13 protein-coding genes are annotated in these 11,812 nt (G+C 44.5%); 10 read left to right on the top strand and 3 right to left on the bottom strand.

Going from position 1 to position 11,812, the window contains the following annotated elements; all coding sequences use genetic code 11:
• Positions 1 to 4 precede the first annotated feature (4 nt).
• Genes M3221_RS02000 through M3221_RS01985 form a run of 4 tightly spaced genes read left to right on the top strand, consistent with a single transcriptional unit; the run spans position 5 to position 2,233 of the window.
• Positions 5 to 325 (top strand): antibiotic biosynthesis monooxygenase family protein, encoded by a 321-nt coding sequence (locus tag M3221_RS02000; protein WP_251269870.1) that lies wholly within the window; start codon positions 5 to 7, stop codon positions 323 to 325.
• Positions 315 to 911, top strand: coding sequence for a dienelactone hydrolase family protein (locus M3221_RS01995; protein ID WP_251269869.1), 597 nt, complete (start codon positions 315 to 317; stop codon positions 909 to 911). Before M3221_RS02000 ends, M3221_RS01995 begins: the two co-directional genes overlap by 11 nt.
• Before the next feature lie 57 nt (positions 912 to 968).
• Entirely contained in the window at positions 969 to 1,490 is a 522-nt protein-coding gene (locus tag M3221_RS01990; RefSeq protein ID WP_251269868.1) for a YfiT family bacillithiol transferase, read from the top strand.
• Between the two features lie 29 nt (positions 1,491 to 1,519).
• The gene (locus M3221_RS01985) at positions 1,520 to 2,233 is read left to right on the top strand and encodes an SMI1/KNR4 family protein (protein ID WP_251269866.1); all 714 of its coding nucleotides are present in this window, start codon (positions 1,520 to 1,522) and stop codon (positions 2,231 to 2,233) included.
• A 16-nt stretch (positions 2,234 to 2,249) separates the two neighbouring features.
• On the opposite strand, the gene M3221_RS01980 is transcribed toward M3221_RS01985, so the two are convergent.
• Complete coding sequence (locus M3221_RS01980; RefSeq protein WP_251269864.1) at positions 2,250 to 2,423, bottom strand: YjfB family protein; 174 nt, start codon at positions 2,421 to 2,423, stop codon at positions 2,250 to 2,252.
• 242 nt (positions 2,424 to 2,665) lie between these two features.
• On the opposite strand from M3221_RS01980, the gene M3221_RS01975 reads away from it, so the two are divergent.
• Positions 2,666 to 4,072, top strand: coding sequence for an N-acetylmuramoyl-L-alanine amidase (locus M3221_RS01975; RefSeq protein WP_251269863.1), 1,407 nt, complete (start codon positions 2,666 to 2,668; stop codon positions 4,070 to 4,072).
• 189 nt (positions 4,073 to 4,261) lie between these two features.
• A complete protein-coding gene (locus M3221_RS01970) occupies positions 4,262 to 6,184 on the top strand; it encodes an S-layer homology domain-containing protein (protein ID WP_251269862.1) in 1,923 nt (640 codons plus the stop codon).
• Between the two features lie 70 nt (positions 6,185 to 6,254).
• On the opposite strand, the gene M3221_RS01965 is transcribed toward M3221_RS01970, so the two are convergent.
• Entirely contained in the window at positions 6,255 to 6,842 is a 588-nt protein-coding gene (locus M3221_RS01965; RefSeq protein ID WP_251269861.1) for a VanZ family protein, read from the bottom strand.
• A gap of 534 nt (positions 6,843 to 7,376) precedes the next feature.
• Here M3221_RS01965 and M3221_RS01960 point away from each other — a divergent pair.
• Positions 7,377 to 9,182: a solute:sodium symporter family transporter gene (locus tag M3221_RS01960; RefSeq protein ID WP_251269860.1), complete on the top strand. Its 1,806-nt coding sequence runs from the start codon at positions 7,377 to 7,379 to the stop codon at positions 9,180 to 9,182.
• Between the two features lie 146 nt (positions 9,183 to 9,328).
• Positions 9,329 to 9,712 (top strand): hypothetical protein, encoded by a 384-nt coding sequence (locus M3221_RS01955; RefSeq protein WP_251269859.1) that lies wholly within the window; start codon positions 9,329 to 9,331, stop codon positions 9,710 to 9,712.
• Between the two features lie 115 nt (positions 9,713 to 9,827).
• Here M3221_RS01955 and M3221_RS01950 read toward each other — a convergent pair whose 3' ends face one another.
• A complete protein-coding gene (locus tag M3221_RS01950) occupies positions 9,828 to 10,277 on the bottom strand; it encodes a hypothetical protein (RefSeq protein ID WP_251269858.1) in 450 nt (149 codons plus the stop codon).
• Between the two features lie 238 nt (positions 10,278 to 10,515).
• Here M3221_RS01950 and M3221_RS26755 point away from each other — a divergent pair, with 238 nt between their 5' ends.
• Both M3221_RS26755 and M3221_RS01945 read left to right on the top strand, forming a co-directional pair.
• Positions 10,516 to 10,728, top strand: a complete 213-nt coding sequence (locus M3221_RS26755) for a putative holin-like toxin (protein WP_396120226.1) — start codon at positions 10,516 to 10,518, stop codon at positions 10,726 to 10,728.
• A 352-nt stretch (positions 10,729 to 11,080) separates the two neighbouring features.
• Positions 11,081 to 11,704 (top strand): NUDIX hydrolase, encoded by a 624-nt coding sequence (locus M3221_RS01945; RefSeq protein WP_251269857.1) that lies wholly within the window; start codon positions 11,081 to 11,083, stop codon positions 11,702 to 11,704.
• The last annotated feature ends 108 nt before the right edge of the window (positions 11,705 to 11,812 follow it).

Here is an 11,812-nt window from a genome sequence, read left to right as displayed (position 1 = left end):
CAGAATGATAACAGAAGCGGTTATGCTGCAGGTAAGGCTGGGGATGGAAAAGAAATACGAAGAAGCATTTCGCGAGGCGTCGCCGCTTATCGTCTCGATGAAAGGATATAAAGGACATGAATTGCAGCGCTGCCTGGAAGTGACGGGGAAATACTTACTTTTAGTTCAGTGGGAACAGCTTGAAGATCATACGGACGGATTCAGACAATCGTCTGAGTATCAGAAATGGAAAGAGCTGCTGCATCACTTTTACGAACCGTTTCCTGATGTTGAGCACTTTGAACAGGTCAATTTGGAGAAGGGAAAGCCGGTTTGTGGAATGTAACGCGGTCACCATTGTTCTGCATGAAATATACGGAATCAATCAGCATATTGAAGGCATCTGCAGAAAACTGTCGGTAAAAGGGCTGGATATACAATGCCCTAATTTACTTGGGAGAGCCACACCCTTCACCTATGAGCAGGAAAGTGAAGCTTATACTTTTTTTATGAAACATGTTGGTTTTCACAAGGCAGCAGAGCAGGTGAAAGCACTAATTGCTGCGTGCAAACAGAAATATAAACAAGTTTTTTTAATAGGATTTAGTGCAGGAGCAACTGTCGCGTGGCTTTGCAGCGAGGAAGCAGGCCTGACGGGGATTATCGGGTTTTATGGTTCTCGTATTCGAAACTATCTGCACATATCGGCTGCCTGTCCGGTCCTGCTGTTTTTTCCGAGTGAGGAGCCGTCTTTTCAAGTGAGTGAGGTAATCAAAGCGCTCAATCACCCGCTGATCCACACGATCCAGTATGAAGCAGGTCATGGATTCAGTGATCCTTTTTCATCAAACTATGATCAAGTATCGGCAGAAAAAGCATGGGGTGATACATTGACGTTTATCAGTAAAAGGATGGCGGCTGCTCCGGTTTAAATGCTTATAGAGCAGCAGCTTTTTGCTGAAATGATACTAAATGGGGAGGAAAAAGCAATGAATGAGAGATTTCCAATTGGCTCCTTTGCCCGGCCTGATGAATTAACGGAAAACGTAATTAGTGGCTGGAGAGAGGACCTTAAAACCTTTCCTTTGCTACTGCGCCAAACGGTAGAACAATTGACAGATGAGCAACTTGATACACCTTACCGGGACGGCGGCTGGACAGTGCGGCAGGTTGTGCATCATCTTGCAGACAGCCATATGAATGCGTTTATCCGCTTTAAACTGGCCCTGACTGAAGCCACACCTGTTATCAAGCCGTATGATGAAGCGGCGTGGGCGAATCTTACGGACAGCCGCCTGCCCGTTGAAGTGTCTCTTTCTTTACTTGAAGCGCTGCATGAACGATGGACAGCACTCCTATCAAGCCTCACGAAAAACGATATAAATAAAACATTTATACACCCTGATTCGGGCCATGTAACGATCGGCGAAAACATTGGCATTTATGCCTGGCATGGCCGTCATCATCTGGCGCATATTACTTCATTATGTGAGAAAAAAGGGTGGGTATAAACTTTAAACAAAGCAATGGAGGGACTGCAATGCTTGAAGCAAAGAATCATCATGCTCAATATGGTGTGTACCATTCCGTGCCAGGCTTAAAAGAATTTATCCGTACATACAAATCAATGCCATTTAAAGAATTCTGGAAAGAATACCATGCTTTTTTAAGTGGGACATTTGGCAGGCTTTGCACACCGCTTTTGCCGGGAAATGAAAGAGGACAGATTTTCTCGGTTTTTAACCATTATGAGGCAGAACCGATTGAAGACTTCGTCACGCTTTACACGCTTTGTAACGGCAACGACGCCGATCAGTGGATAGAAGATATTGAACAAGAAGGCGCAGCATATGCGCATATTGGCGGAAACCCGCTGATGAACTGGGATGAAATTGTCCGTGAAGTCAACTTTGCGGGCCGCAATATAAAAGGACGGTATCCGGTTCAATCCATCCCGGCTGGTTATGTGAAAAATAATGAAATGCTGTCCAACAAAATTCCTTTTCAGCATGATGGGGGCGGCAACTTTATTGCCATCGACCTTGATCCAGATACAAAGGGCCAGTACGGGCAGGTCGTCGAGGTGGATCATGAATATAATGAGCGGGTTGTACTTGCATCCAGCTTAAAGGAATATATCATCATTTTATATTATTTTGTGAAAGAGCTTGGTGTAATCGATAATGGAGAAGGATATGAAGGCGATAAACCATTGTCATTTTATATTATGCGTACAGAAAAAGCAGCGGATTGATCCGCTGCTTTTTCTGTTACGCTTTTACGTCAATTGATTTTCCGAGCGTTGGATGAGGAGCCTGCAGCATTTGCACCATATGGCTGGCATTTTGCTGGGCCATATCCATTGTTTTTTTCGTCAGCGCAATACTGACACTTTGGTTAAGAGAAGCCTGGCTTATGCCAGTCGATAAAGCAGCGATATCCATACGTCTCACCTCCCTTTTTATTATCGGCTTAATAGTTCGAAAGTATAAGAGGATTCGAAGAATACCTTCATTTAACCAGTAAACAGGTAATTTTTTAGAAATATGGACATGATGACTATTGGATATCAAAAATAACAATTAGATTACAATTAAAGTTAAATTATAGAAAAATAGAATTTAATATGTAAAATTAACCAATAGAGAGATGAAATTTGTAACAAAAGAGAACTGGAGGAAAAGGTTTGAAAAAACAAGCAGCGATGATTGGTTTGGTACTGGCTCTTATTCTATCAATGGCCGGTTTCGGGCTGCCCGCTCAAGCAGCCGGGTTTGTTGATGTGCCAAGCCGTGCAGCAAAGGAAGTTAATTATTTAGCCGAAGGAAAGATTGCAAACGGATCATCCGCAACAGTATTTGGCGCCGATAAAACCGTTACGCGTGCAGAGGCAGCGGCGTTTATTGGACGGGCTCTGCAGCTGGATGGAGCAAAGAGAGCCACTAACTTTGTGGATGTAGGTTCAGGGAATTTTGCGTCCGGGTATATACAGTCGGCGGTAGATAAAAAGATTTTTTCGGGCTATGACGGCGGCCGCTTTTTGCCGGATAAACCAGTAACGCGCGGCGAAATGGCGGTCATGATGGCGAAAGCATTTGACTATTCGTTCGGCGGTACACTGTCAGGCGCAGCCAAAGCATTAACAGCACGCGGGATTGCTCAAGGTGTAGATGACGGCACATTTGGGACCGATCAGCTGCTGAAGCGCGCAGACTTTTCCGTTTTCCTTGCGCGTGCCATCAATCCAGAGTTTCGCCTAGTCAAAACGAACGATTTTAGCAAGACAATGTGGGCGAATGTGGGCGACTTGAATATTCGCTCAGGTCCGTCAACCGCTTATGGTTCAAAAGGAAAACTAGCTGAAAATGTACAAGTTTCAGCAGCCCATAAAGTGGGTGACTGGATTTATATTCAGTCAGGGGAAGTTGTTGGTTTCGTTCATGCTTTTTATCTGCGTGATACAGAGACAAAAAGCGCAGCAAGTGATCCACGCCTGTCAAATCAAACGATCATTTTAGATCCGGGTCATGGCGGACGGGATCCAGGAGCCATTGGTTTTGGACTTCAGGAAAAAGACGTTGTGCTGAAAACAGGCTTGAAAGTGAACGAGCTGTTAAAACAAACACCGTTTAATGTGAAGATGACCCGTTCAACAGATACATTTATCACAATCAATAATCGTGCTGCATTTGCGAGCAAAAACAACGGTAATGTGTTTGTCAGTATCCATGCTAACGCTGCAGCAAGTTCAAGTGCAAACGGCACTGAAACGCTTTATTACAGCGCCACAAATACGGCTAATTCAGCAGACAGCAAGCTGCTGTCCGAAAAACTTCAGAACCGTATGCTGCAGGCTTGGAATTTAAAAGACCGCGGTTTAGTAAGAAGAACAGATTTAGGTGTACTAAAATACAACACAGTGCCATCCGCGTTAGTGGAGCTAGGGTTTATTACGAATAAAGAGGAGAATGACAAGCTAAAGTCAGATTACTGGCAGACAGTGATGTCTAAAGCCCTTTACTACGGTATTTTGGATTACTACAAAGCAAAAGGCTATGATGTTGATTCATTATACGATCTAGCTAACTCATAAGGGAAGCCGGCTGGCTTTCCTTTTTTCTTTGGCAGACTTCTAAACAAGTAAGACAGGAAAGCCGAAAAAAAGAGTAGGAGTGCGATTCTTTTTCCATTATGATGTATTAAAGGAATTATTTGAGAAAAAGAGCGGCTATGAGCTGTAAACGTACATACAAGATAAGCAGTGAGGGGAGTTTTGGAGAGAATGAAAAAAATAGGTTCATATGTGCTGGCGGCCAGCTTATTGTTTCCGCTTGTGCCTTTATCCGAAAACAACGCAGAGGCGGCCGGCGATTCGCTTGGCAGAGAACTGAGTGCAGTGATTGAAGCCGGTATTATGAGCGGCTATGAAGATGGCTCATATAAGCCGGACAACAGCGTCACACGGGAAGAATTCGCAACGTTTTTAGCCCGGGCCTTGCAGCTGCCGGAAGGACCGGAGCGATTTAAAGATGTCCCGGCTTCAGCTAAGCTGGCTCCTTATGTAAATGCCGCGGCTGCTGCCGGCATCATTAACGGCGGTTCAGACGGAAATTTCTCGCCAAAAGCAACGATCACCCGCCAGGATATGGCGCTTATGATCAGCAATGCGCTCAACTATTTAAGGAAAGATGCCGCGTATGTAAAGCCATCCTTTACAGATATTGATAATATCAGCTCGGCGTATCGGGTGGCAATCGGCAAAAGTGTCAGCTTAGGTATCATTTCTGGGTATACAGATGGACGATTTGGTCCGCTGGATAACGCGCGCCGCGGACAGGCAGCTGCGTTTATTTACCGGATGCTTGAAGGAAACCTGCCAGAGCCGATTGTAAAGCCGTTTGAAACAGCGATGATTGATGCAGCTGGCACGATTACACCTTCAGCTGTTGCGTATGAATCTTTTGATGCTGCCAAACAAGCCATGGACAAAAACGGGGCTGAGCTTCTGCTTAAAAATGGGAAAATTGTGTATATGAAAGAGTATGGAGGCATGGTTTTTGCCAAGCCGGAAAGCGGTAAAGCGACGGTTGATCTTTATGCCGATGAAACGCTGAAAACGGCCAAAACGTATGTGACGGCCTCTGCGATTGGAAGCAGCGGCATTTCGGCCGAGCTGCAGTATATCACTTCGACCGATGCATACGTAAAGGTATACCTTGGCGGAAGCGAGTATTTTATGAAGCCGGAAGATACACGCCTTGTACCGTACGAAGGAGCAAAAGGGCGCGGTTATTATTCTGTATCAAATGGTTTGCTTGTCCATCACATTTACAATGTTGACACAAACAAGACAGTCGCATATACAGCTGGACCGGCACCATCATTTATGCAGGCAGGCTCAAAGTATTATAGCTGGGATGGTTTCTCGTTTTACAATGAAGCAGGTCAGCAGGCAGGGCGTGAATATCAATATTTCCAATTCCTGTCCGGCCGCACGAAAACGAATTACACCGCTGCCGAGCTTGATGCCTATATTCAAAAAGTGCTGGCGGAAAGACAGGCGATGGGCCTTTCTAAATACGCAAATGCCACAACGAAAAGCAAGCTGATTGGCCTCGGTACGATGGCCAAAAAAGCAGAAAGCTTATATAACGTCAACGCACTTATGATCGTTACACTGGCGATTCATGAAAGTGATTACGGAATGAGTGATAAAGCACAAACGATCAATAATTTATTCGGCTTGAAAGTGTACGACTCTGATCCTACTGGCGGCTCTGTGTTTAAAACCGTAGAAGAAGGTGTAACGGCGCTTGCAAAAGATTACTTAGGAGCAGGATATTTCACACCGACTCACTGGCGGTTTAATGGCTCCGTGCCTGGAAACAAAACAACAGGCGTAAACGTGAAGTACGCATCCGATCCTTACTGGGGTGCAAAATTTGCCGGCCATATGTATACGGTTGACCAGGCAATGGGCGGACAAGACTTTGGCCGCTATACGATTGGTTTTACAAACACGCCGGGCTTAAACGTGCGCACAGGTCCAAGCACAAGTCAAAGCATCTTGTACACATACAAAGCGAGCGGCATGCCGGTTACCATTATTAAGGATGGAGAGTGGGCGGAGATCGTGTCAGATAACCCGTCCCAGACAGGCTACGTGTACAGCACTTATGTGAATAAGCTTCCTATAGCTGAATAAGTAAAAGCAAAACATAAAAATCCGGCAGGCCTGCGTGAAGGTCTGCCGGATTTTTATGTTTCTAGAAGTACTAGTGGATCACACGCAAAACACGCCGGCCCAACGGATACAACGCATATCCAAGGAACACGCCAGCGACATTTAAGATCAGGTCATCTATATCCAAGCTGCCCCGGTGGGTAACAAACTGCACCAATTCGATCAAGGTAATAACCAGAACAGGTATAAGCGTTTTTTGCAGAAGGGAAGGGGACGCTGTCAGCATCCAGAACATGCCGTATGGTACGAACAGCACGACATTAGCGGCTATATTGTAAAAGGCCACAAACGCATCTGCCTCTCCGCTTAAAAAAAGGCGGATCGTGTGAAGTGGTATAAGGTTCATATTCTCATAAGTCTGATTTGATGGCCGAAAAAACAGCAGAATGAGCAGCGCCGCTGTGTAAAGGGCCATTATCCGTTTTAAAAACTTTGCCGGTAGATCAATTGTATCCTGGCGAAAGCCGTACACGAGTAAGAAAACAAGCGCGGTCAGTGCTGCCCATACAACAACAATGACCACAGGGTGAAGATACGAAAAAAGCATAAACCAAACAGGAAGGAATGCGAGAAACAATCCTTGCGACAGCAAGGCAGAAAGGCCAAATGATGTTTTCACGTATGCCGTTCCAGCTCTGCTTTTTGCTTTTTTTTACATTGATCAATCATGCTAGTGCCTCCTTTTCAATCAGTTTATCACAAGAATGAATGATCTTCTTTAAGATTCATAAGCTGGAAAACAATTCTGTAAGTATTTCATGGATTCGCCAAAGAATACACTCTACTATTTTCATTAGCAGCAAACAAAAAGCGGTGATGGCTCGTTTGGCAGAGGCGATCAAAAGCTGTATGTGATTGAATAATGAAGGGTATGGAACGATGTCGAAAGAGTCAGTGAACGAATTAAAAAAAGTCATTCAATAATAAAAAGAAGAGCTGGAGATGTATGCATTCTTTTAGGCAGCAGGGTTCCTTCAAAGTCGGCTGTTTTTTTCTGATTGATGGAAAAAGGAAGGAAAAGGGGTTTATTCTATCGAAACGTGGGTATGAGGATGGCATACTTACTGGGCATACGCCCTGCATTCAGCGACTATACATAGTGGATCGCTTCTTTTAATGAAAAAAAGACAAAGGGGATGGAAGGAGCGATAGGATGGGCAGTCAAAATATCTGGTTTACGTTGTTGTCGAGTGCGGTCATCATTGTGCTGCTCGGCATCTGGACGTACAAAAAAACAAAAGGGGCTAATTCCACAACAGAAGGGTATTTTTTAGCCGGGCGCGGCTTGGGCGGCGGCTTTATTGCCGGGGCTTTGATCCTCACAAATTTATCTGCCGAGCAAATGGTCGGATTAAATGGACAGGCGTATGGGACGAATATGAGCAACATGGCGTGGGAAGTCACCGCCGTTTTGGCGATCGTCATCATGGCGCTGATTCTGCTGCCCCGCTATTTAGGCGGCGCGTTTACGACACTTCCGCAATTTTTGCGGGATCGGTATGACGAAGGAGTCCGGCGGCTTGCGGTTGTGTTATTTATGCTCGGCTATGTCTTCGTTACCATTCCATCGACCTTATATTCAGGGGCATTAGGGGTTATGAAGCTATTTGATGTAGAAAGCTTATTTGGCATTTCTTATACACAGTCCATTTGGCTGATGGTGTGGGTGATCGGCATCATTGGCGCGTTTTTTGCCATTTTTGGCGGAATGAAGGCGATCGCTGTATCGGATACTTTTATTGGCATTGGCTTGCTCGTCATTTGTGCGCTTATTCCAATCATGGCGCTGTATCAACTAGGAAGCGGCAGCATTGCAGAAGGTTTTCAAACGATGGCCACAAACCATCCCGAAAAATTAAATGCAGTTGGATCAAGTACCGATTCAGTTCCTTTTGCGACCATTTTTACGGGGATGATTTGGGCGAATCTTTTTTATTGGGGAACGAACCAGTATGCCATTCAGCGGACACTTGGAGCCCGAAACCTGGCGGAAGGACAAAAAGGCGTACTGTATACCGGCTTTTTTAAACTGCTTGTCCCAGTGTTTATGATGCTTCCAGGCGTTATGGCTTTTCACTTATATGGCGGAAAGCTGGCCTCTATTGACCTGGCATATCCGACACTGGCGGCCAATATTCTCCCATGGTACTTGCAGGGACTTTTTTTAGTTGTACTGCTTGGTGCGGTATTCAGCACTTTTAATGCGCTGATCAATTCAGCTGCAACGATGTTTGCCCTTGATGTTGTTCAGCCGTGGAAGCCTCATTTATCGGATGCCAAGCTTCTCAGCTTAAGCAAATGGTTTACAGCGGGGCTTGCGGTTATCAGTTTTTGCATATCCCCTTTGCTTATGTATGCACCAGACGGTTTATGGGAATTGATTCGCCGCTTTACCGGTTTTTTTAACATTCCGATTATCACGATCGTTCTTATTGGCATTTTTGCCAGACGTGTACCGCCCGCTGCTGCCAAAGTGGTCATTGTTTTCCACGTGATTACCTACTATATGATGATTTGGGGAACAAACCACCTTTTTGGTTTTTCGCTCGAAATCAATTATATTCATGTGTATGGTATTTTATTTATAACAGAACTCATCATCATGCTTGTAATCGGAAAGCTATACCCGGCGAAAAAAGCATGGAGCTACACACCACATCCAAAGATTGATATGAAGCCATGGAAATATGCCCTGGCAACGGCTTTCGTACTGATCGGACTGATGTTTGAATTTTATATCGTTTTCTCTCCAATTGGTCTTGCATATGAAAGCGGGATCGTTTCACCCTTATTCTGGCCGGCATTAACAAGCTTGGCCATTCTGACGGCTGTTGTGGCCGTATGGGCCGTAAAAAAATGGAATCATAAATATAGCCGTTATATTGAAAAACAAAATACAGTCCAGGCAGCAGAAACATCGATCAATGAACAGCTTGAATCAGCGGGAATCCGCAAATAAAAGACGGCTAAAATCGTCTTTTTTTGCTTTTTATTTACCGAAGACGGGGTAAAGTGAAAAAGTAAAGAGCATGGCAGCAGGCTGTTTTTTTCGGCGTTCATGAGAAATATTTTGGCCTTCAGCCTTAAATGATAGGGGGATAAAGGGTGAGAGAGCAAATTACTTATGATAAGAAAGCGGAAAGAGCTTATATGCATTTAACGGATTTTGAAGCCGGTTCTGTAGCAGCAACAGTCGATTTGATGGAAAACCAGGAGATTATAATCCATTTTGGCTGGCAGGTACCGGTAATTGGCGTTGAGCTGGCAGGAAGAACCGCTCAAAAAGTAAAGTATTTGAATGGAACAGCAGATGTTTTTGTTCGGGAAGTCATAGCGCAGGGATTCAAGCATTCTTTTCGGTTGAGTAACGAAAAAGCAGCAGGTTCCGCAGTACATCCGGACGCCCCGCATGTTGTTTTTTTGTTTTCTGATGAGTCGTGTAATGAATTTTTGGGAATTGACTTGTATGAAGTAGGGGAAACGAAATGAGTCTGGCGGTAAATCATATCTGTATACCGCTGCTGTGCATGCTGAATTTGTCGGTCAGAAAAAGAAAAAGAGCTCTTTTCCTTTCAACAGGGAAGGGAGCTCCTTTACACCTCTCTTAGTTTTCATCCATAACTCCTTCGGGTACATCTTCTGTGTTAGCCGGGTCATCTCTGTCCGGAATAAATAAAGCGTCACGCACTTCAAGAATACGCGCAGAGGCAGTATTCAGCTTTGTCTCTGCATCAGCCGTCTGGAGAGTATCGCCGCCAAGCTGCTGGGCTAACGCATCTACTTTTTGTGAAGCGGTATTCGTTTGGTAAAGAAGAGAATTCAACCGGCTGAGTGAGCGGACACGAGTTTCTTCTGAAATCACTCGTTCTCTTGCCAAATCGGCATGAATATCTTCGAGCTTTTTATCTATGACTGCAATTTGACTTTGGACGGTTTTTAACGGTTGCGTTTCAGTGTGGGTAGAAACAGAAGCACTGGCTGTTGCGGCTTGAGCGGAGAAAGCAAGGCCAACTGCAAGAGCTGGTGCTGCCGCTTTAATAAATGAACGTTTCATTATGCTGCCTCCTTCAGTGGTATCTATATCTTTTTAGTACCTTGTTTTGAGCCGCTTAACCGGATTTTCAACCCTTTTAACCAAATTGACATGACATTGTAAAGGCTGCGAAACATAGCTGAAGGAAGAAAAAGAGAAGTAGGTTTGGAAGCATGAAATATTTGAAAGATAGAAAAATCTACTAAAAAAGAACTAATGTTCCTTTTTTGTTATCCTTATTTACCAGCTCTATGCTATAATGAAAGTGCGTTGGAATTGCGTCTCAAGGGTGGACAGCATTCTTTTAATCGGCTGGCAGACAAAGAGCGCCGGTTCCTGGGGCAATGTCTGCACTACCTGCCCTGCGCAGGCCCGGGGGGTGCTGCCTATGACGACTTTTCAATCGCTGATGCTGATGATTGCTTTTGCTAGTCTCGTTGTTTCAATCATCTCATTAACACAAAAAAAGTAATCCACCCTTGAGCCGACAAGCAGGGGAGTGGATTACCTTTCACTTTCATTTGCTGATCCCCCTTGAAGGGAATTCTGCGCAAGGCCGCTGGTGTTTGCCGCACCAGTGGTCTTTTTTTAATATGTTTCTTTACATACCAATTATACCCCAATCCAGCATAAATGAAAATCAATTTAATGAAGGGCAGAACGAAGGAAGAAGCAGATGAGGGTGGGAACGGCCTGTCTGCTGTATTCTGTCGGCTGCAACAGTTTGGGCTCCTTTCTTATGATGAAGACATTCAGGCTGATTTTAGAATGAATACGGGTTAGATGAATCCACCTTTTTATAAAACAGGGAGGAACGGACAGACATGGAAAGTGAACGACTGCGAATATTTGACGGAGAGCATCGTGAAATCGGAACGGCGAGCCGGGAAGAGATTCATAAAGAAGGATACTGGCATGAAACATTTCAATATTGGCTGTTAAAAAAAGAAGAAAACACCGTGTATATTTACTTTCAAATTCGAAGCAGCATGAAAAAGGATTTTCCGAGCCTGCTTGACATTACTGCGGCAGGACATCTGCTGAAGGATGAAACAGCTGAAGATGGTATTCGAGAAGTAAACGAGGAACTAGGTCTCGACTTAACAATTCACCAGGTACAGCCGCTTGGTATCATAAAAGAGTCGATTGAGCTGGAAGGGTTCCTAGACAGGGAGTTTAGGCATGTATATATGCATCAGATTGAAGAAGAAGTGAACTTTACGCTTCAGCAGGAAGAAGTATCAGGCCTCGTTCGGGCGCCTTTTGGCCTTTTTCAGTCTTTTTGCTTCGGTCAGATTAACTTTATCGAAGTGGAGGGTTTTGGGATAAACGAAGCTGGAGAAAAGGAATTCGTTAGAAAGCGGGCAGATAAGCAGTCGTTTGTACCTCACTCTAAGGCTTATTGGAAGCAAGTTGCTGAAGCGATAGGCACAAAGCTGTCAGAGTAAGTATTATAAAGTAAAGTATCTTGGCTGTGCTCTTTTCTGTTGTCATTCAAATAATCTATTTGGATGTTCTTTTGCATTCAGGTAAGTTTAGGCAAACAAGCCGGCTGA

This window comes from Domibacillus indicus, from assembly GCF_023715895.1.
Lineage (GTDB): Bacteria > Bacillota > Bacilli > Bacillales > Domibacillaceae > Domibacillus > Domibacillus indicus_A.
Note: the sequence above shows the minus strand (reverse complement) of the source record. Positions and strands in the feature narration are given on the sequence as shown.